The sequence below is a fragment of the Nocardia jiangxiensis NBRC 101359 genome (genome assembly GCF_000308615.1).
GTDB lineage: Bacteria > Actinomycetota > Actinomycetes > Mycobacteriales > Mycobacteriaceae > Nocardia > Nocardia jiangxiensis.
In genome coordinates this window covers 62,970-83,646 of sequence record NZ_BAGB01000165.1, presented here as the reverse complement: position 1 = coordinate 83,646, position 20,677 = coordinate 62,970, and the positions used below count along the sequence as shown (strand labels likewise).

The window sequence follows — 20,677 nt, the reverse complement described above, 5'->3', positions numbered from 1 at the left end:
CCAACGGAGTCGATAATGCTGCTGCGCAGAATTGCCCGCCCCCTGCTCGCTACCGCATTCGTGGTGGACGGAGCGACCATGTTCATCCATCCCGAACCACTCACCGAGAGCAGGATCGCGGCGAAATCACCGACGGACCCCGCCCGGCTGGTGTGGATCATCGCCGCGAGCCGAATCGGCGGCGGACTGCTGCTCGCACTCGGCGCCGCACCGCGGGTGGCCGCACTCACCCTGACCGCGACGACGATCCCGGTACTGCTGGCCGAACAGGAATTCCGCTCGGAGAGCGATCCGGAGCGCCGATCCGCCAGGGCGACCGCATTCGTCAAGGACATCGGCCTACTCGGCGGACTACTGCTCGCGGTGGCCGACACCGAGGGCAAACCCTCGCTCGGCTGGCGTGGACGACGCGCGGCACGCGAGGCCGCGGACGCGATTTCCGCCGCGCTGCCCTCGAGAGCGGTCCCGGCAGGCGACAACGCTGTGGCCCGGCATACGCGCGATGTCCTGGAACACCGTATGCACGACGCCCTCGACACTGCCCGCACCTTGGCCGAGCAGGCCCGCCACGAGGCCGTGGACTTCACGAACGCCGCTCGCCCGGTCATCACCGATACCGCCAGAGAACGCGGCGCCGAACTCGCCGAAACCGCGCTTCGCCACGGTGAACGCCTGCTCGAGACCACGCGCACCCGCGGTGCGGAACTCGCCGAAACCACCCGCACCCGCGGCGCGGAACTCGCCGAGACCACCCGGCACCGCGGGGCCGAACTCGCCGAAACCACCCGGCACCGCGGCGCCGAACTCGCGGAGACCGTCAAACACCGTCTGCCCAACACCGCCGCGACGGCCGGTTGACGCGGAATCTGGACATCGTTGACGTCCGGCCGTCTCCTGGCTGCGCTGCGAGTGCGTTCATCGAACGCGTACTCGTCGGTCATGGGGTGAAACGGGCCGCAGGCCGTCCCGCTGCCGGGACGGCCTGCGCGCACAGGTTCGGGTATTCGGATCAGTCGCCGTCGTGCTGGTGGGCGCGCTGGCGTTCCTCCTGGGCGGCGGCCTTGGCACGCTCCTTTTCCGCCTCGGCCTCCTTCGCGGCCGCTGCCCGCTGCGATTGCGCCCGGTCCTGCTGGGCCCGGCCCTCGCGCCGCAGTTCGTCATCCTCCACGACGACGCCGGCGACCTCTTTGGCCTTACCCTTGACACCTTCGACGGTGCCCTCCAAACCCTCACGGACACCGGTCTTTTCGTGCTCGGACAAGACATCCACCTCCAAATGCCGGATTCGCTGACGCCCTCGCCCTACCCGGGCGCAGCACGCCCAAACATTCCCGCCCCCGAAAACTTTTCGGCAACCCCCACTGTGGGTACCCCAGAACTGTCGCATCATGTGGCAACGAGAGGATCCCAATGGTCCACGACACAATCGTGGCCGAGGCCGGGCCTCCCCGGTCCCGCCATGGCCCCAACAGCTACGACGACATCGACGCCTGGTTCGACAAACTGGCCGGCTGTGCCACCGACGACCACCACCGCGAGGAGATCCGCACCGAGATCATCCGGCTGTGTCTCCCGCTCGCGGACCATATCGCGCTGCGCTACACCGGCCGCGGCGAGAGTTATGAGGATCTGTATCAGGTCGCCCAGCTCGGACTGGTGCTGGCGGTCGACCGTTTCGACCACACGCGTGGAACATCGTTCCTGTCGTTCGCGGTGCCGACCATCATGGGCGAGGTGCGGCGGTATTTCCGCGACAGCACCTGGGCGACCCGGGTCCCGCGCCGACTCAAGGACCTCCAGTCGCTGGTGGGTCCGGCCACCGAGCGGCTGGCGCAGGACCTCGAGCGCATGCCGACCGCGCGAGAACTCGCCACGGCGCTGTCGGCCGACGTCGGCGACGTCACCCAGGCCCTGGTCGCCGGCAACGCGTACCGGTCCAGCTCACTCGACGACGTGGTCGACGACGACGAGGACAACGACCTCAACGCCGCAGGCGCCCGGCTCGGCGTGGAGGAACACTGCTACGAACTGACCGAGGACGCGATGGCCGTACGTCCGCTCATCGCCGACCTGCCCCGCCGCGAGCGCCGCATCCTGGTGATGCGCTTCTTCGAGTCCAAAACACAGACCCAGATCGCGCGGACCCTCAACATCTCCCAGATGCAGGTATCGCGCATCCTCACCCGCACCCTGCGCGAACTCCGCGAACGAGCACTCCCGGCCTGAATCGGTGCACGCTCGGGTAAACCGGTCACTGCCCGATACCGGCGGTCTGCGGCGCTGCCGCAATCATCGCGTGGTCACCGTGGCGAAGGCCGCCCACAGTAATGGGGAATCGCATATCGATCGCTCCGCGCGCCAGGCGGCCGAACGTTCGCGTTGCCAGCGCATGAGGGACGCGACGGGGTCGGGGTGGTCGTGGGCGGTATCGATGGCACAGATGTTCTCCTGCAAGGGATGTCGGTCTGTGGAGCTGCCCGCGAAACGTTGGTAGGCCAGGTCGGTGGGTAGGGGCCAGCGGCCTGCGGTGACGAGTTCCGCGCCACCGTTGAGCATGGCGGCGAGTAGGCCGAGTGTTTCACCGAACCGCAGGTCACCGCCGCTCTCACAGGCGATGAGCGCGACGCGGCTCGGGATCGGCCACAGGTCGGGTCCGTGTCGCGGCGCACCATCGAGGGTGTGGGTGCCGAGGATGAGATCCTTGGCCGACAGCGGGCGATGGGTGCGCTCGGGCGGGGCGAAGCCCTGGATCTCGGCCGTGCAGGCCAGGTGCAGGCGGGCGTCCTCACTGCGGCCGGACTCCGGCGCCGCCGCGGTCACGTGGCCGACGTAGAGCAGTCGGGATGCTCCGGCTCGCAACGCCTCGCTCAGCCACAGCCGATCCTGGTCCTGGCGGCGGAAGACCTCGACCGGATCCGAAACCGCCGGTCGCAGGCGATCATTCGGGAGATATCGGCCGATGTGCTCGGCGAGCGGCAGATCCGCGGACATCCGACCGAGTACCGAGCCGAGGCCGGAATCGGCGCGGAATCCGGGCACGCGCGGATCCAGTACGGTTACGATCGGCAGCGCGCGCGTCTGCTCCCAGGATCGCTTGGCGAGATCGGGCGCGGGCACCAGACCTGCCGGTGCGAGCTGACTGACATCGGCGATGTCGAGTAGGCGCAGACCGGGATCCGGGGCCAGCAGTTCCCAGGGAATCTGCGCGGTCCGGGGCGAGGGCTGCCAGCGGATCTGTGGACGCACACCACGCACGTGCAGGTCGTACAGCTGGGTGGCGAGTCCGTACGGCAGCAGTGTGCGGGCGAGGGCCTGGGCCAGATCGTGTTCGGCGTCGTAGTCGGCGAATTCCCCTGTGGTGAGCGATCTTTCGACACCAACAGCCGACGCGCCCGGAAGTGCGGCCTGCACGCGGGCCACGATCGGATCCACCTGCGTCTCGGGGATCACCGACACCCCCGCACCGGCGAACTCGTCCTGCCATCGCCACGATACGTAGAGATCGCCGGCATCGGCCATGCGTACCAGCACCGTCGGCTGTCGCTCCTCGATCACAGCGCCAGCACCCGGTCGTCGCGGATCCGGCGGCCGTAACGGCGTTCGGCCTCGGCGATGTAGTCCGCCAGGACGATGCGGCCACCGGGTTCGTATCGCAGCCGTGGCGGTGGCGCGATCGAGATACCCTCCCCCGCAGCGACTTCCGCCAGAGCAGCAGCCAAGGTGAGTGCCCCGGTCAGCGGATCGGGTGGTTCCTGCGGCATATCCCAGCGCTCGGCCGGTCCGCCGGGTTCGGGATCGGTGAATTTCACTGTGGCCCCGGCACATCGGGCTTCGATCAGGTCCGAGACCAAGCCTGCGTCGCCACTGCGAGCGGCGAGCCGGAACGCGGATCGCATTGCCGGCTCGGCGAGTTCGCGATTCCAGCGGTGTCGTTGTTCGCCGCTGGGGAAGGTGTGCCGCACGGCGTCGATCGCCAATGCCGACAGCACCGCCAGACGCAGCGCCTCCGCGAGCCGGTGCGGATCGGGTCGGGTGTCGTCCAGCATCGATTCGAGCAGCTGTGCGTGCCAGAAGTCGACCTGCGCACAGTGCAGGCCCAGCCCGTGTTCCGCGAACACCCGGAACGATTCGGCGAACAGCCGACTCGCCTCGTCGCGCCGACCGAGCGTGAATGCCACTGTCGCCACACGAATTCGGGCGTCGGCGGCTTCCAACACCGCACCGGAGGCGACGAACTGCCCGAGACTGCGCCCGTACAGTTCGTACGCCCGCACCTGCGCGCCGTCCAGCTCGGCGACGAAACCCTGTGCCTTGAGCCCGATTCCGGCACGCGGCCCCAGTCCGGACCGTTCGAAATACGGCTGGCTCGCCGCGAGCATCTCCCGCGCCTCCCCCGCCCGCCCGGACCTGATGTGCATGAGGGCGAGATTCTGCTGCGTTTCCGCGACGCCGTTGTGATCCTGTGCCGCGGCGAACGCCTCGAGCGCCTGCTGCGCGAAGTCAACGCCCAGCTCACCGCGTCCGGTCTCGAAATAGGCGGCGGCCAGATTCATCAGCGGATGCCCTGCCAGGTGCGGCGCGAAATACCTTGCGGTATCCAGTGATTCGGTAGCCAGGTCGATCGCCTCCGCCCACTGCTGACGATGAATCGCCACCGCGGTGCACGACAGCAGGCAGGCCACCCGCAGCATGCCCTGGTCCGGATCGTCGGCGAGTAAGGTTCGCGCCTCGTTCAGCGCCGTCTGCGCTCCGTCCAGGTCGCCGAGATGTTGCAGCGCCTGCGACAGGTTGACCAGAGCAGTCGGCCGCATCGCGCCGATATCGCCGGGCATCTCGGCCAGGGCGGTCCGGAACCAGGTCACCGCACGCTGATGGTCGCCGAGCTCGTCGGCCATGCTCGCCGCATTCACCATGGCCGACAACCTGATTCGCCCCGAGGTGGACTGCACGGCGGCTTCGAAGATGCGCAGGGCTCCGGTAGCATCCCCGTTCCGGTAGGCGGTGGCTCCTGCATGGAGTGATTCGTGCCCGTCGGGCTCGGCATCGGTCATCTCACGACTCCCTGGATCCGGTGGTTTTCACGCTGCGACGCCCGCGTGGCACGACCGGCGATCGTGCGAAGTCCACCCGCATGTCAGAAGTCCGTCTCGGTGGCTGCGGCCGCGATCTCGGCCAGCAGCAGAGTGTCGTCGGGCGCATCGGCCGCATCCCGCACGCGGGCCGTCACGAAATCCCGGATCTGCCCGCGAATTCGTGGCTCATCCGGGTCGGCGGCATCGGAGGGGCCCACACCGGGCACATAAATATCCACTGCCACAGTGGATTCCCATCCGGTCGGCGCCGGTGCAGTACCGGTCCAGGTGTCGTCGGTGAGAGTCAACTCGACGTCGGTGGCGGCAGCGGTGGTGCGCACCAGAGCTCGCGGCCGCAGATGCAGCGGCACGCCGGAACTCGTCTGCGGTGCGGCCACGACGACGACCTCGACCGCCGTATCACCCGATCGCCGCCGCACTTCCCAGGACACCGCGCGTTCGGAGGCATCGACGATGCCGGGCGGGCAGCGACGCCAATCCCAGCCGCCGATGCCCCGGGCGACAATCAGAGAGTCCGTCGCAGCAGCGCCCGGACCCGCGGCGAGCGCGTAGTCCTCGGCGCGATCCGCGATGACAGGCGGGTGCTCCTGCGGCTCGACCGCATCGGCCCCGTCCACGAGACGCTCGCATTCGGCGGCGAGAGTGGCAATGTCGAGTTCGACGAGCCGCTGCTCGAGCGGAGGAATGCCGTCCAGCGTGGACGCGGGCCACCACCGCGAAGCCCAGTGCGCGTAGCCGAGTTTGCGCGCACTCGCCCACAGCGCGGGCAGGCCCGGTTCGGCTACGGATTCCGTTGCGGCACCGCGAAAATCGTCGATAGCCAGCGCGACCTGCTCGCCGTACACCGCCCAGATCCACTCCTGTGCGGTATCCGGATCATCCAGTGCGGCCGTCGGAATCGGTTGCCCGGCAAGGACACTCCACGCCAGATAACCGCCGTGCACCTCCAGCACCGCGACATCCAGCCCCGCGATGCCCTCCCCCGGCACCGGGCCCGCCTCGGGCCCGACGATCAGTGTGCCCGCCGGGCCGCTGCGCACGATGATCCGATCCGCCATCAGCTCGCCCTCGATTCCGTCGAATCCGACTGTTCCCCTGATGGATTCGCACTCAATGCCTGCTTCACCCGCATCCGGTGATCGAGCATCACGGATCTGGCGACGCCGTCGAGAACGTCCCAGAACTCGCCGATATCCGACAGCGGCAACTCACGCACGTCACGGCCGTGCAGCCGAACCCACAGTCGCCGCAGATAGGGCCGCCACGGCATCCGCAGATCGGCAGCCACCACGGCCAACGGACCGCCGGGCTCGTCCTCGGGGCGCACCGCGAGCCGACGAGCCTGCAGCACATACGCCTCTCGACGCCAACGCCCGTTGACCACCTGCTGCGCAACCGATTCGCCGGTCGAGTCATTCTCCAGCGGCCGAAGTCCCAGCGCCAGAACAACACCCGCAGCTGCCGCCAGTCGCAGCGATTCGTCCAGCAGCGCCCACGGCGCACAGCTGCGCGCGATCTCCGCGCCGACCAGATCGGGCACGGTCGGCAGATCGGCCCGGTCCAGCGCCGCCTGCAGCACGGTGAAGACCCGTTCGTAGATCGACCGATCGAACGGCCGGGCCAGTGTGGCCGTGGACGCGGTCGACCCGAGCGGCGGAGGCTGCGGGACCGGATGTTCGGTCAGTCCGAGATATTCGGCGCCGGGCTCGGTTTCGGCCGACCACAGCCGGATTCCCGAATGGGTTCCGGCACGATCGGCCAGCAGTTCGCCATGCACCAAGTCCCCCTCGGCCCGAACGGATCGACCGCGCGTGGCGGCGCAGACGTCGAGTAGCGCGTTGAATTCTGCTGTGCGGTCGCGGAATTCGATCTCACGCAGCGGCCTGCGCCCCCAGCCGACCCGGATCGAGCCGAGCAACTCCGCCGCCCGAGCCGGTTCGGTGAGGTACTCGCGCAGCGCCCGGGTGGTGCGCCCAGCCGTGAACCCGTGCAACTCCAGCAGCGTGGACTCGGCGATCTGGTTGTCCCGCAATCGATCCGGGACACCATGAGCGGTCGCGAGCTCGAAACACCGCTGGAAGTACAGGTCCTGCGGATTGCCCTCGGTGATCCGCAGCGTGCGCCGGACCTGTTTGAGCAGGGTGAACCATTCGGCGGTGGCCCGCAGCACCGGCCGTGCCGCATGCAGCCGGGCGGTCACCTCGGTGACGCCCTCGGCCGTGAGGATCGGGCCCGCGCACAACGGATTCTGTACCGGGCGCAGCACCAGCGGGTCCAGGATCAGTTTGACGGTGCGGCGCAACGGCCCGCCCTGCGCCCCGCTCAACGCCGCCACACCGTCGAGGGCACGCCAGACCTCGTCCAGCACCATGTCCCGGGGGCGTCGCATTCGCTCAGGTTAGACGGTATTTCCGAGGCGCTCCACCGAAGGGCGCGACCGCGAATTCCACGGCCGGACCACCCGGCCCGACGCGGAAAACCTGGGATCGGTAGGGAACGAATCGTTTCTAGGTTTTGGGCATCGGCTCCACCCCCGCGAGCCGCACCGATCCGGAGGAATCCCATGAACACCACATCCGCTCGCCTGTGCATCACCGCTCTCGCCGCCTCCGCCGGCCTGGTTCTGGCCCTGACCGGCTGCAGCAGTTCGTCATCGCCCGCACCCGCGGCCGCTGCCACGCACCCGAGCACCGGAGCATCCGCGCCCGGCTCCTCGACCCTGTCCATCGACGGCAAGTCGGTATCCGGCGCCTTCACAACCACCTGCGTGAATCAGAGCGGCCTGCTCGCCCTGGCGCTGACCGATACCGGTAACACCACCTACGGAAATCTGGCTGTGAGCGCGACCGTCTCGGGCGGCAATTCGGTTCAGGCGGTGGGCATCACCGGCAGCAAGGGCGGTTCGTCGAGCCTGCCGTACGCGATCGGATTCGGTAAGGGCCTGCCGGGTGGTTCGGCGTCGGTCACCAAGAGCGGCAACACCTTCCACGTCACCGGCGAGGGCATCGGCACCCCGGACCCGAGCAATCCGATGGCGCAGGTCAAGTCCTCGAAGTTCGACATCACCTTCGCGTGCCCGACCGTGATCGGAGGCTGAGATGACCACGAGAATCCGGGCGCTGACCCTCCTGGCCGCGGTCGCGGCGATCGGGTACTACCTCTGGCACGGCCTGACCTACCGCTCCGAGGGACTCGCAGGTGACGAACTCGGCTGGGTGGGCTGGCAGATGGCGCTGCCGATCATCGCGCTGACCATCGTCCCGATCGTGTTCGCGTTCACCGGAGAAGGTATCGCCCAGGCGTTCACCGGCCGCAACAGTGCGGCGTTTCGTACCGGGCCGGTCGGCATCGCGACGGTGACCTCCGTCCGGCAGACCGGTGTGAGCGTCAACGATCAACCCCAGGTCCGTCTGGAGTTGGCCGTCGAGGATGCCGGCGGCCACACCTTCGATTCCCATGCGAAGGTCATCGTCCCGCTCACCGAACTCGCACTGTTTCGCCCCGGCGTCGTGCTCCCGGTCCGCTACCTGCCCGGCCGAACCGACAAGGTCGAGATCGACCGCTCCGGCGATCACACCGCCGCACAGAGCGCCTGGAACGAAAACATGATCCGCCGTGGCCTGACCACCCCCGCCAAACTGGACATCGCCGCCCGGGGCACGCCCGCCCAAGCGGTCGTCCAATCTCTCTCGGTCCCCGGCGAAATCCGCGACGGCTACACCAAGGTTGCCCTGGACCTGGCCGTAACCCGCCCCGACGGCACCACCTTCACCACCCACACCGAAAAGTTCCTTCCCCCGGCCGGTATCGACCTGGTCCAGATCGGGCGAATCGTGAAGGTGCACTACCTCCCCGCCGACGAACAGGACGTCGTCCTGTCCCTGCCCGTCCAAACCTGAACCAGCACAGAGAAATCCGCTGCCGCTCCCCGAGCCGCAGCGGATTTCACATGTCCTAACCCCATTCACTCACACCACCAGCGCTCGGATACGAGTCCATCGGCACCATGTATCGATAGCCGAACTCCGAAATAGATTCTTTTGAGCAACTAGATATTTGATACCAGTCCATTTGAGTCAGCGATGAACTGGAATGCACAAAGTCCTTGTCGCGCAATCTCTTTGGGCATTTTCCGACGTTTTCGCGTACGGTGTCCGACATGACGTCCGACCCCTCCAATCCGCACGACGCGCTGATTCGCAAATTACTGTCCAACCCCGATGACGCCGGGGCAGAAATACGGCTGATATCACCGAAAGATATTGCGGACCGGCTGGATTGGGATGCATTGGAACGGATGGACGGCGCGTTCGTGTCCGCCGATCTGCGGGCACAGTACAGTGATCTGCTGTTTCGCACCCGGATCAAGCGGGGGCGGCAGCGCGCGTTCGTCTACCTACTGCTGGAGCATCAGAGCACGCCGGATCCGTTGATGGCGTTCCGGATACTCGAGTACCAGATCGCCATCATCCGAAAACATCTGCGGGACTTCGGGAAACGCGGAAGAAAGAAGGTCGATCGGATACCCGCGGTCCTGTCCCTGGTCGTGCACGCCGGACCGAAAGGAGTGCACTGGAACGCCCCCTTGGAAGTCAGCGAACTGTTCGACCTGGACCCGGACACCCGTGCGGTGATGCAGGACTACCTGCCTCGCATGCGGTATCTGCTCGACGATGTCAACGCGATCGACGCACCCACACTGCTGGCCCGTCCCGGCACTCCCCGGAGCCGACTGGCACTGGCGCTGGTCAAGACCACCGGTCGCGGCCGCCTGATCCTGCTACCGACCCTCCCCGACCTGGTCCCCGACGTGCTCGCCCTCCTGGAAGGCCCCGACGCCAGGGAGGATTTCCAGGTGATCGTCACGTACATTGAGGGAGTCGGCAAACTACGCCCCAATGAGCTCGAATCCTTCGCCGATCAACTCGGCCCCATCGCCAAGGAGATCATCGTGACAACCGCCGAAATGCTCAGGGCAGAGGGTGAAGCACGTGGCCGCGCAGCAGTGCTGATCGATCAGTTGGTCGACAAGTTCGGGGCATTGAATCCCGCAGTCGAACAGACTGTGTACGCGGCCGATATCGAGCAGTTGAAGCTCTGGTCGCGGCGAGTGTTGCGAGCCTCCACCCTCGAGGAGACGCTGGCCTGAGAAGTCGGCCCCATCGCCAAGAAGATCATCGTGCTGCAGGGGGCCCTGTTGGCGGGCCAGTTCGAACTGGCGATCCTCTACGACACCGGCATCTTCCCCGGCATCCGGTGCACGGAGTTGTACGCGACCCGTCCACACGCCATCGTTCTGGGCGATCACCCTCTGGCACAACAGGTCTCGATATCCCTGGCGGATCTGGCCGAGGAACCGATGATCGCCCTGGACGTCGACCCGAGCATGGGCTACTTCACCGGCCTGCTCCGCGCCGCGGGCATCGAGCCTCGAATCCGCCATGTCACAGGACAATTCGAGATGGTCCGCTCGCTGGTGGGTCGTGGCCTGGGCTACTCCCTGCTGATCCAGAAACCCGAGGTCGACTACTCCTACGAAGGCGAACCCGTTGCGGCGAAACCCCTCTCCGACCCCATTGCCGCCCTGCCCGTGGTCCTGGCCCAGGCCGCGGACGTTCAACTGACCAGACGTGCACAGGCCGTGGTGTCCTACTGCCGAGAGGTGCTGTCGCGGACACATCGTCTGGGAGTCGTCCTCGACGGCGACGAGTAGCCCTCTGGACCCCCATCTCGCGGAACTCATCGCGTCCGCACGTCGGATCATCACACCACAGCACCCACGCTGACCTCGTACTTCGCGGAATTTCTCTCGGAGGCAACCGATTCGGCCGAGAATGTCATCGGGCCGAACGGAACCACGAGGAGTCTTGATGACCAGATACGCGCATTTTGTGGGCAGTGTTCCGAAGGAATTGATGACCGGGGATGGCGCGGTACTGCGCTGGTTCGCCGACAACAGCGGCGGCCATCCGACCGGGCTGCCCTGCGATCTGGACCCGGATTGGATCATCCAGTACCTCCTCGACCGCGCCGAACACCATGACGTCTTCGAGATCGTCCGCGCCGGCGAGTACGCGGACTACAGCGACTTCCCCAGCTACGGCCTGCGCCCGGGTGCGAAGCTGGAGCCGCGGCACGTGTCGATGGACCGGTTCGAGCGCATCGAATCCGTGGTCGCCGCCTTCGACGCACTACGCGCCGATCGACCGGAGTTAGCGCAGACGAAACTACAACTGAGTCAACCCAACCCACTGGATCTCGCGATGTTCGTATTCGCCGGCGCAGCGGTGTCGGCCGGATTCCCGCTCGGGCAGGCGCTGCGGCGATCGAATCTCATCGTGGCCGCGCTGCGGGCGCTGCCGATGTTCACCGAAGCCGCGCTCGAGGAGATCGCCGCGGTGAACGATCGCTACGGCGACCGAGTGATCTGGCAGGTCGAATCGCCGTTCGCACTGCTGGGCATGGTCAAAGCCGAACAGCTGAGCGCGAAGTGGGCGGCCGCGCCGCTGCTGGCCCGCCAGCTCGCCGGGCTGCTCGGCCGAATGCACAACGTCGGGGCGAACAGTGTCGTCCACCTCTGCTACGGCGATTACCAGCACAAGTCGCTACTCGGCCCGCGGTCGCTGGCCCCCGCGGTCACCCTGCTGAACCACACCGCGCGGCACCTGCGCACGCAGGGCACTCCCCTTCCCGCCGTGCACATTCCGTGCGCCTTCGGCAGTGAACCGGCTCCGCAGGATCCCGCGTTCTACGCACCGCTGCGTCGCCTGTCCCCGGAGTGGAGCCTCATCGCCGGTGTGGTGTCCTCGACGTCCGATGTGGACAGCGCCCGCGCGCTACACCTGTTCGAGGAGGCGGCCGGCCGCACCGCCTACGGCGTCGCGACCGCATGCGGTCTGGGGCGCTGCAGCGTTGCCGAGGCAGAGCAGGCCGCAGCCACGATGACGCAGCTGACCACCGAGGCATCGGTCGGGTAACGGCCGAGCCCGTCGCCCTCATCGCTGCTATGTTGCTATGCGTGGGCGAGACACCAAGTACCGCACGAGAGTTCATCGCCCCCTGCGGAGACGTCGCCTCCGCAATCGGGCACACAGCCGGCCTCGTGCTACCCACGTGAGCGCATCGGTCTTCCGCGCTCGACCCAGTTCTCGTCGTATTCCCGTTCATCGTCCGGAGTCACGTCTTTGACCACACCGCAAGCACCTGTTCCCGACCCGTACACGACGGCGACCGGTGTATGTCCTGTCCAGCACGGCACATCCTCGGATGACACCTCGGAGATTCGTTTCCGTATGGACACACCGGAGTTCGTCACCGAACCGCACGACACCTACAGCCGGATGCGCCAACAGCACTCCAGCCTGGTCCCCGTCGAACTGGCTCCCGACGTTCCGGCCACTCTCGTCATCGGCTACAGCACCGCGGTCCGCATTCTCAACGATCCCGACCACTTCCCGTCCGACCCACGTGCCTGGCAGAAGTCCATCCCCGCGGATTCGCCGGTCCGCCCCATGATGGAGTGGTATCCAGCGGCCCGCTACAACACCGGCGCGGCGCATCAGCGCTATCGCGAACCCTCGGTGGTCGCGATCGATCACATCGACCAGCACTCCATCCTGAGCATGGTCGAGAGGGCCGCCGTACCGCTGATCACCACGTTCTGTCAGGACGGCTCGGCCGATCTCGTGATGCAGTACGCGTTTCCGCTGGTACTCGAGGTACTCAACCAGATGTGCGGCTGTCCGGCCGATATCGGCACGCGCGTTGCCCTCGGGATGGCCGACCGCTTCGACTCCGACCGCGTCAAGGCCAAACAGGGCATGGTGGATCTCCGGGGTGCGCTCATGGAGTTGATCGCGCTCAAGCGCGAGCAGCCCGGCAACGACGTCACCTCGCACCTGGCTCATCACCCCAACGGCCTCGACGACATCGAGGTGTTCGCACAGCTGATGAGCTTCTACGGCGCGGGTTTCGAGGCGCAGCGCACGTTCATGGCCAATGCTCTGCTGCTCATCCTGACCGACCCGCGATTCCAACCCGACAGCGGTCGCAACTTGTCGACCACCGACGCGCTCGACGAGGTCCTGTTCGACAACCCGCCGATGGCGAACTTCTGCACAACCTATCCGCGGCAACCGATTCAGATCGACGGCGTGTGGCTACCGGCCGATCAACCGGTACTCATCAGCCTCGCCGCATGCAACAACGATCCGCGCATCCGCGGTGACAGCGCCAGCAGTATCGGCAACCGCTCGCACCTGGCGTGGAGCTCGGGCCCACACGTCTGCCCTGCCAAGGATGTGGCCTATCGAACCGTCGAGAGCGCCATCGACCAACTCTTCGACCGCGTGGGTGAAATCCGGCTGGCGATCCGCCCCGAGGAATTGGTCTGGCGGCCGGGCCCATTCCACCGGGCGCTGACCGCGATGCCGGTGACCTTCACTCCGTTGCGGCCGAACCAGGTGGCCTGAGACCCGCAACAATGTGAACGCGGGAAGCCCGGGTGGAGCGTCGAACTCACCTCACCGGGACGCTGGGCGCCGCCAATTGTGTGCGGTCGCCGTCCGCGCCATGGGCCAGGGCCGCTTCGACATCCTCGTGTGGGGTCCCGAGTCGGACCGCACTGACCGTCTCGAGGCGCTGATACTGCTGGGCGTCGAGTTCCAGTTCGAGCGAGCGGAGGTACTGCTCGAGGTGGTCGACCGAGCGCGGTCCGAGGATCGGGACCAGGGCCGTTGCCGTGTTCGCGGCGCGGTGGCGCAGCCAGGCCAGGGCGACCTCGACGGCGGTGGAATCGAGCTCCTCGGCGATGGCGAGAACGGTGTCGACCACCGCGGTCTGCTGCGCATCGCGCTCGACCGTGCCGCGCGGGCTCAGCCGTCCGCGACCGCCCGTCCGGTACTTGCCGGTCAGCAGGCCACCGGCCAAGGGCGAGTACAGCAGCGCGCCCAGCCCGTGGGCCTGTGCCATCGGCAGCAGCTCACGATCGGCGGAGCGCTCGGCCAGGCTGTACTCGGTTTCGATACCCACCAGCGGGGCCAGACCGCGCTGATCGGCGAGAACGGCAGCTCCGGAGACCCGCCAGGCCGGGAAGTTCGACAGGCCGCCGTGCAATATCTTGCCGGAGCGGGTCAGGTCGTCGAGCCCTTGCAGGATCTCCTCGATCGGGGTGACCCCGTCCGGGAAGTGCGGCATGAAGACGTCGACGTACTCGGTCCGGAGTCGCCGCAGACTCGCCTCCACCGAGCGGATCATGATCTTGCGGCTGTTTCCGGTGGTCGCGGGACGTGGATTCGCCTCCCGGGTGCCGCTGTATTTGGTGATCACGACGAAATCGTCGCGGCGCGATTCGAGCAGTTCGCCGAGCATCGTCTCGGCCTGCCCGTTCTGGTAGATGTTCGAGGCGTCGATCGTCGTCCCGCCGGCGTCGGCGAAGGTCTCGAAGATCCGACGGGTGGCCTCGGGACCGATACTCGGCGCTTCGATCCCGAAGTTCGAGGCGCCGAGCGCGAATTCGGAGACCCGCAGGCCGGTCCGACGTCCGAAGGTCCGATACCGCATGAAACGCTCCTTCTCGGGAAGGGTTGTGACGAGCTACGATGACCCAACCTACCAAATAAATGGAGCGCTCCCTCTCTTATGCCCAGAGTCAGCCGAGAACACCTGGATGCCCGCCGCCAGCAGATCGTCGACGCGGCGCGCACACGTTTCGCCGAACAGGGTTTCGCCGGGACCTCGATGACCGACATCATCACCGAGTCCGGCCTGTCCAATGGCGCGATCTACCGCTATTTCACCAGCAAGGACCAGATCGTCATCGCGGTCTGCGAACAGGCCAGCAGCGCGTTCCCGAGCGCACTCACCCCCGAGGCCATCACCACTTTCCTCGAACACGTGCGAACCCTGGCCAGGGAAACGGGCCACGCCAAACTGACCGCACAGATCATGGCCGAGGCAGCCCTGTCCCCTACCCTCTCGACGATCGTCCAAGACCAACTGGCGGCCCTGCGCAACGCCGTCACCAATCTCCTGCCCCAGGACGACAACCACGACCCCGACCAGATCGCCGAAGCGTTCGTAGCCATCTGCAGCGGCTACAACCAGCAACTGGCCATCCGCGGCGACCTCGACCCCGCCCCCTTCACCAACGCACTGCTGGCAATCCTCGACCGGTGCAGGCCCGAACAGCACTGCTGATCCGAGGCACCGGAACCTGAACCGCGATTCGGCATGGGGCGCGGCGGCGCGGCGATAAGCTGTGCGCGGAGAAAGATGAGCTGATGCCCGGTATCCACGAGGTCGGCGGACGCACACGCGACCGATGACCGACGACGAAGCACTGCGCACGCGCCGCGAGGTCGTTACCTCTCTCACGGCGGAGTTGGAGGCTGCGGGTTTCGAGGATGCGGTGGAGGTCGGCCGCGGCGGGTTCGGCGTGGTGTACCGGTGTTGGCAGGTGATGCTGGAACGGACTGTCGCGGTGAAGGTCCTCACCGACAGCTTGGATGCCGACAGCAGGGCGCGCTTTCTTCGCGAACAGCGGGCGATGGGCCGGTTGACCGGGCATCCGAACATCGTGACGGTGCTCGAGGTCGGTTCCACCGCCGGTGGGAGCCCGTACCTGGTGATGCCGTACCACTCGGCGGATTCGCTGGAAGTGTGGATCCGCAAGCACGGACCGATCTCGCCGGAAGGCACGCTATCGATCGGGGTGAAGATCGCCGGAGCGCTCGAGAGCGCTCATCGTCTCGGAATCGTGCACCGCGACGTGAAGCCGGGAAATATCCTGCTCACCGAATACGGTGAACCGGCGCTGACCGACTTCGGCATCGCGCACATCACCGACGGGTTCCGGACGTCGGCAGGCACTCTGACCGCATCACCGGCATTCACCGCGCCCGAGGTTCTCGAAGGCGGCACACCGGGCCCTGCCTCGGATGTGTATGGCCTGGGTGCCACGCTGTTCTGCGCCCTCACCGGCCATGCGGCGTTCGAGCGCTGCGACGGGGAAAACGTGATGACGCAGTTTCTTCGGATCACCACGGAGCCGATACCGAATCTCCAGCGGAACGGTCTTCCCGACGACGTCGCGTCACTCGTTTCCACAGCGATGAGCCGTGACCCCGACGCACGGCCGACGGCCGCGGCGTTGGGCGAGGCTCTGCGCCGGAGCCAACAGCAAAACGGTTTTCCGGTGGACGAGATGCCGCTGCCCGCCGAGCCCGGCCGCCCGTCCGGCGACCGGACGGCTCCTGTCCCCCCGCAGCCCCCGGCCGCGCTGGGGGCGCCGGGAGGCGGCCGGGGCCGCGGCAATCTGCCGTCGGAGTTGACCAGCTTCATCAACCGGCGCAGCGAGCTGGCCGAGGTCAAGAACCTCCTGACCTCGTCCAGGCTGGTGACACTGACCGGCATCGGAGGCGTCGGAAAGACCCGCTTGGCGCTGCGCGCCGCCTCGACCCAGCAACGCGACTTCGCCGACGGAACATGGCTGGTGGAACTCGCCGACGTATCCGATCCGACACTCCTGGTCGATGCGGTCGCAGCCGTGCTCGGCCTCCGGGACATGCCGGGCGCATCGTTACTCGACGTGGTGATCCATTTCTCGAGCTCTCGGGAAATGCTGCTGATCTTGGACAATTGCGAGCACCTCGTGGACGCGGCGGCGAAACTGGCCGACACCCTGCTGCGCAGTTGTGCGAATCTGCGGATCCTCGCCACGAGCCGCGAGGCGCTGAACATCGCCGGAGAGTCGGTGGTTCGAGTGCCGCCGTTGACGGTCCCCGACCAGAAGCCCACGCTGGCGCGGATGCCCCGGTTCGACGCGGTCACGCTGTTCACCGACCGCGCCGTCGCAGCCCTGCCGGGATTCGTGCTCGATGAGGAGAACCAATCCGCCATAGCGCAGATCTGCGCCCGCCTCGACGGATTGCCGCTCGCGATCGAGCTGGCGGCGGCTCGCCTGCGTTCGATGTCGCCGACGCAGATCCTGCAGCACCTGGACAACCGCTATTCGTTACTGACCCACGGAAGTCGTGCCGCACCCACCCGGCAACAGGCATTGAGATGGTGTATCGACTGGAGCTACGGGCTGTGCACCCCGGCCGAACAACAGCTGTGGGCCCGCTTGACGATCTTCGCCGGAACGTTCGAAATCGACGCTGCCACACAGGTATCCGGTCCCCTGCACACGCTGGACAGCGTGCTCGACGTGCTGTCCTCCCTGGTGGACAAATCGATTCTGGTCCGAGAAGAAGCCGGCGCCGTCGTCCACTTCCGAATGCTCGAAACCCTGCGCGAATACGGTCGGGAGAAGCTACAGGAATCCGGCGAATACCAGGAACTGCGGCGACGACACCGGGATTGGTATCGAGAGCTGGTATTGGAGGCCGACGCCGAGTGGCTCAGCCGTCGGCAACCGTACTGGTTCGCTCGCCTGGATCGGGAGAAGCCGAACCTTCGCGAAGCACTCGACTCCTTCCTCTGCGACGAGTCCGCGGAGGCGGCCGACGCGGCCCTGCAAACCGCTGTCGCATTGCACGGGTTCTGGTTCTTCGGCGGGCTGTACGGCGAAGGCCGGTCGTGGATCGAGCGTGCGCTGGCCCGTCCCGACGCCGGCCCGATACCCAACCGGGTACGCGCGCTGTGGGTCGACCTCCAACTCGCCTCCGCGCATGGGGATTTGGCTACCGCCGAAACAGCATTGGCGAAGGCGCGGGCGCTCGCGGAACAGGACCCGAGCCCCACGATCCGGGCGCACATCGATCACGCCGACGGCACTTTCGCACTCCTGAGCGGCGAGGTCGACCGAGCATGCTCGTTCCTCGAAAGCGCGGTGCGCCGACTCGAATCGCAGCAGGAATCCGAGCTGTACGTCAGCTGCTTGGCCTATCTCGGGTGGGTCTGTGAAATGCGAGACGACCTGGAACAGGCGAGTGAATACTTCCGGCGGATAGTGGCCGTCACCGAACCGTCCGGCGAGCTGGCCTATCGCAGTGCCGCCCTGCGCGGAATCGGCGTGCAGGCGTGGCAGCAGGGCGATCGGGACCGTGCCCAGCAGTTGATCGAGACCGCGCTGCGCCTGAACAGCGAGTTGAACAGCCCGGTCAGTGCCTCTTTCGTACTTCAGTCCCTGGCATGGGTGGTGGCGGATATCGATCCCGAACGGGCCGCGGTGCTGATGGGGGCCACCGACACCATGTGGCCGGCCACGAGCAGCGCCACGATCATCTCTCCGGATATGTCGCCATTTCACCAGAGATGTGAGGAGACAGCGCGTCGCGCACTCGGGAACCGAAAATTCAGCACGGCATTCCGCCGCGGCCAGTCGATGGGTATGGCCGCCGCACTCACCTTCGCGCTCGGAGACGACCGCACCACTGCGGCACCACACCCTGCCGTACATCTGACCAATCGTGAGCAGCAGGTCGCCGAACTCGTCGCCCAGGGCCTGAGCAACAAGCAGATCGCCGCGAAACTCGTGATATCCCAACGCACCGCCCAGGGCCACGTCGAACACATCCTCGCCAAGCTCGGATTCAACTCCCGCGTGCAGATCGCCGCGTGGGTGATCGAGGACACGGACCGGCAGAACACCTGAGGTGAAATTCGGTCGCCCGAAGTCAATTCGTGCGTTGGAACGGCACGGTCTGCGGAACTCGGACTCCGCCGGGCAGTAGCAGTTTCCCGTCGGTGTCGATGTAACCCGACCGCTTCGTCGGCATCGGCAGCGCGGGGTCCGGACACGGCACGTCGGTACCGTCACCGCAGATACCCCCGTTGAAATACGAGCGCTTCAGGTGATCCGCCGGCCACGGATCGGAATGCGTGCCGATCCATTGCGCAGGCACGTTGTAGAAGAAGAAAAAGCATGCGCTCACACCGGCGAAAACCGCGAGGAACCGGGCGAGCTGCTGCCGCGCCGATCCGCCACGAAGATGATCGAGTCCGCGCTCGACGACGGTACGACCGTCTTCGTCGGTGAAGAAACGCAGACAACACAAGCCCGCCTGGACCGCACCCCACATCAGCCCCTCGTACACGGGCCACTGGTGATAGGTGCCCGCTGCGAAGGAGACGGATCGAATCGCCCCGGGATACGTGTAGAGCCCGAACGGCAGCATGAAACCCGCCTCCATGACGAAGTCGAGCACGAACGTGAACGCATAGGTCACCACGATGAGCCGCAGATTGGTGATATTCGGCCAGCGCGAGGAGATCCTGCCCATGACCCAGCAGCCGAAGATCGTGATCATCAGAACTCCGACCGCGTAACCGGGCGCATTGATCAACAGCGGCTCGGAAACCTGGTGTCCCGGCTGCTCGGGCGAGACCCATCCCGGAATATCCGATGACCACGACCCGCGATTGAACAGCCACGTGTTGTAGGTGCACCAGGTGTTCAGGTAATTCAGCAGCGGGTCCTGGAAGAACATCAACCCCATCGACACCAGCAACATGCCGTCGAGGGTGATCCTGCGCTCCCGGCGCCAGGGCCGGACGATGAACCACCAGATCGCCACCGGCAGACCGATACACACCACGACGGCGTTCATCGTGAGGAATGCCTTCATGTACGTCGGCGGGTTGGTCGGCCCGCCGGGCACCCGCTGGAAGTACGGCCCGGTGATCCACCGAACCCACACGTACACCTGGAGCGCCAGGAGCAGCCCGCCCGCCGTCGCCCAGACCTGCACTCGCTTCACCCGCAGACGATCCTGCGCGGCTGATCGGACCTCGGCAGATTGCACCACTGAGTCGAGTTCCCCTGTCACCGAGGACTTTTCGTTCGACAGCTCGCTCATGATGCCTCCCGTATCCACATCGCTCGCACGCGCGACCGCCGCCAATATACCAACTAGTATCTGAGTATCCGGATGGTATTCGAGATGCGATATCGAAACTCGGCCCGTAGGGCGTCGGACGCGTCCAACGGATCGGCACAGCCGATTCGATGCAATATTTCGACTCATCACGATCACAGCCGACCAGGCGGTAGAGTGAGCCATACCACAGACCAGGACTCGAGAATGAGTGCGATCGACTCGCCGAAAACTCAACGCACCGTGATCCCAGGAGTCACGTCCGAGCTGGCAGACGCCGGATTTTCCGGCGCAGAGGAGATCGGACGCGGTGGGTTCGGCGTGGTGTACAGGTGCAACCAGGCCACCCTGGACCGGACCGCGGCAGTCAAGGTGCTCACCGCCGAGTATGCAACGAATATGCAGCGATTCGTCCGGGAACAGCGAGCGATGGGCCGACTGACCAGGCAGCCCAATGTCCTGGGTGTGTTGCAGGTCGGCACCACCACCTCGGGGGTGCCTTATCTGGTTACGCCCTACTACCCGCACGGTTCCCTGGACGCCCGGATCCGCCGACTGAGCATCTCCCAGCGCACCGCCCAGGGACACGTCGAACACATCGTCACCAAATTCGGATTCACCTCACGCGCCCAGATCGCCGCGTGGATCGCCGAACAGGGCCACCCCGCACCGGTGCATCGACCATTCGCAGCCGGTCCCACCCGTGCCGTCACCCGAAACGGCGTACCAAGCGATGGCACCGACGTGCGCGGCGAGTGACCCCGA

18 protein-coding genes are annotated in these 20,677 nt (G+C 66.4%); 11 read left to right on the top strand and 7 right to left on the bottom strand.

Annotation, left to right across the window (positions count from 1 at the left end):
- Positions 1 to 15 precede the first annotated feature (15 nt).
- Positions 16 to 858, top strand: a complete 843-nt coding sequence (locus tag ON40_RS40140; protein ID WP_040830820.1) for a DoxX family membrane protein — start codon at positions 16 to 18, stop codon at positions 856 to 858.
- A gap of 151 nt (positions 859 to 1,009) precedes the next feature.
- Here ON40_RS40140 and mbp1 read toward each other — a convergent pair whose 3' ends face one another.
- The gene (mbp1, locus tag ON40_RS40135; RefSeq protein WP_040830819.1) at positions 1,010 to 1,261 is read right to left on the bottom strand and encodes a microaggregate-binding protein 1; all 252 of its coding nucleotides are present in this window, start codon (positions 1,259 to 1,261) and stop codon (positions 1,010 to 1,012) included.
- 149 nt (positions 1,262 to 1,410) lie between these two features.
- Here mbp1 and ON40_RS40130 point away from each other — a divergent pair, with 149 nt between their 5' ends.
- Positions 1,411 to 2,226, top strand: a complete 816-nt coding sequence (locus tag ON40_RS40130) for a SigB/SigF/SigG family RNA polymerase sigma factor (RefSeq protein ID WP_040830776.1) — start codon at positions 1,411 to 1,413, stop codon at positions 2,224 to 2,226.
- A 63-nt stretch (positions 2,227 to 2,289) separates the two neighbouring features.
- On the opposite strand, the gene ON40_RS40125 is transcribed toward ON40_RS40130, so the two are convergent.
- The 4 genes from ON40_RS40125 to ON40_RS40110 all read right to left on the bottom strand — a co-directional run bounded on the left by ON40_RS40125 (position 2,290) and on the right by ON40_RS40110 (position 7,464).
- Positions 2,290 to 3,519 (bottom strand): CHAT domain-containing protein, encoded by a 1,230-nt coding sequence (locus tag ON40_RS40125; RefSeq protein ID WP_051194345.1) that lies wholly within the window; start codon positions 3,517 to 3,519, stop codon positions 2,290 to 2,292.
- 32 nt (positions 3,520 to 3,551) lie between these two features.
- Positions 3,552 to 5,051 (bottom strand): tetratricopeptide repeat protein, encoded by a 1,500-nt coding sequence (locus ON40_RS40120; RefSeq protein WP_040830774.1) that lies wholly within the window; start codon positions 5,049 to 5,051, stop codon positions 3,552 to 3,554.
- 83 nt (positions 5,052 to 5,134) lie between these two features.
- Positions 5,135 to 6,151, bottom strand: coding sequence for a hypothetical protein (locus ON40_RS40115; RefSeq protein WP_040830772.1), 1,017 nt, complete (start codon positions 6,149 to 6,151; stop codon positions 5,135 to 5,137).
- Complete coding sequence (locus ON40_RS40110; RefSeq protein WP_040830818.1) at positions 6,151 to 7,464, bottom strand: hypothetical protein; 1,314 nt, start codon at positions 7,462 to 7,464, stop codon at positions 6,151 to 6,153. Before ON40_RS40110 ends, ON40_RS40115 begins: the two co-directional genes overlap by 1 nt.
- 192 nt (positions 7,465 to 7,656) lie before the next feature.
- On the opposite strand from ON40_RS40110, the gene ON40_RS40105 reads away from it, so the two are divergent.
- The 6 genes from ON40_RS40105 (at position 7,657) to ON40_RS40080 (ending at position 13,564) form a co-directional block, all read left to right on the top strand.
- The gene (locus ON40_RS40105) at positions 7,657 to 8,190 is read left to right on the top strand and encodes a lipoprotein LpqH (protein ID WP_051194332.1); all 534 of its coding nucleotides are present in this window, start codon (positions 7,657 to 7,659) and stop codon (positions 8,188 to 8,190) included.
- 1 nt (position 8,191) lies between these two features.
- Positions 8,192 to 8,992, top strand: a complete 801-nt coding sequence (locus tag ON40_RS40100; RefSeq protein ID WP_040830771.1) for a hypothetical protein — start codon at positions 8,192 to 8,194, stop codon at positions 8,990 to 8,992.
- A gap of 260 nt (positions 8,993 to 9,252) precedes the next feature.
- Positions 9,253 to 10,242: an Rpn family recombination-promoting nuclease/putative transposase gene (locus tag ON40_RS40095; protein ID WP_157186749.1), complete on the top strand. Its 990-nt coding sequence runs from the start codon at positions 9,253 to 9,255 to the stop codon at positions 10,240 to 10,242.
- A 30-nt stretch (positions 10,243 to 10,272) separates the two neighbouring features.
- Positions 10,273 to 10,806: a LysR substrate-binding domain-containing protein gene (locus ON40_RS40090; protein ID WP_051194331.1), complete on the top strand. Its 534-nt coding sequence runs from the start codon at positions 10,273 to 10,275 to the stop codon at positions 10,804 to 10,806.
- A gap of 157 nt (positions 10,807 to 10,963) precedes the next feature.
- The gene (locus tag ON40_RS40085; protein ID WP_040830769.1) at positions 10,964 to 12,070 is read left to right on the top strand and encodes an alpha/beta hydrolase family protein; all 1,107 of its coding nucleotides are present in this window, start codon (positions 10,964 to 10,966) and stop codon (positions 12,068 to 12,070) included.
- A 315-nt stretch (positions 12,071 to 12,385) separates the two neighbouring features.
- Positions 12,386 to 13,564 carry a cytochrome P450 family protein gene (locus tag ON40_RS40080; protein WP_245568200.1) on the top strand — a complete coding sequence of 393 codons (1,179 nt, stop codon included), beginning with the start codon at positions 12,386 to 12,388 and terminating at the stop codon, positions 13,562 to 13,564.
- A 46-nt stretch (positions 13,565 to 13,610) separates the two neighbouring features.
- Here ON40_RS40080 and ON40_RS40075 read toward each other — a convergent pair whose 3' ends face one another.
- Positions 13,611 to 14,654 (bottom strand): aldo/keto reductase, encoded by a 1,044-nt coding sequence (locus ON40_RS40075; protein WP_040830766.1) that lies wholly within the window; start codon positions 14,652 to 14,654, stop codon positions 13,611 to 13,613.
- A gap of 78 nt (positions 14,655 to 14,732) precedes the next feature.
- Here ON40_RS40075 and ON40_RS40070 point away from each other — a divergent pair, with 78 nt between their 5' ends.
- Both ON40_RS40070 and ON40_RS40065 read left to right on the top strand, forming a co-directional pair.
- Positions 14,733 to 15,290: a TetR/AcrR family transcriptional regulator gene (locus ON40_RS40070; RefSeq protein ID WP_040830764.1), complete on the top strand. Its 558-nt coding sequence runs from the start codon at positions 14,733 to 14,735 to the stop codon at positions 15,288 to 15,290.
- 124 nt (positions 15,291 to 15,414) lie between these two features.
- Positions 15,415 to 18,690: a protein kinase domain-containing protein gene (locus ON40_RS40065; RefSeq protein ID WP_040830762.1), complete on the top strand. Its 3,276-nt coding sequence runs from the start codon at positions 15,415 to 15,417 to the stop codon at positions 18,688 to 18,690.
- Positions 18,691 to 18,712: 22 nt separating this feature from the next.
- Here ON40_RS40065 and ON40_RS40060 read toward each other — a convergent pair whose 3' ends face one another.
- The gene (locus ON40_RS40060; RefSeq protein ID WP_040830816.1) at positions 18,713 to 19,894 is read right to left on the bottom strand and encodes a spirocyclase AveC family protein; all 1,182 of its coding nucleotides are present in this window, start codon (positions 19,892 to 19,894) and stop codon (positions 18,713 to 18,715) included.
- Positions 19,895 to 20,119: 225 nt separating this feature from the next.
- Between ON40_RS40060 and ON40_RS55640 the strand changes: the two genes are divergently transcribed.
- Positions 20,120 to 20,671 (top strand): protein kinase domain-containing protein, encoded by a 552-nt coding sequence (locus ON40_RS55640; RefSeq protein ID WP_040830760.1) that lies wholly within the window; start codon positions 20,120 to 20,122, stop codon positions 20,669 to 20,671.
- Positions 20,672 to 20,677: the final 6 nt, after the last annotated feature.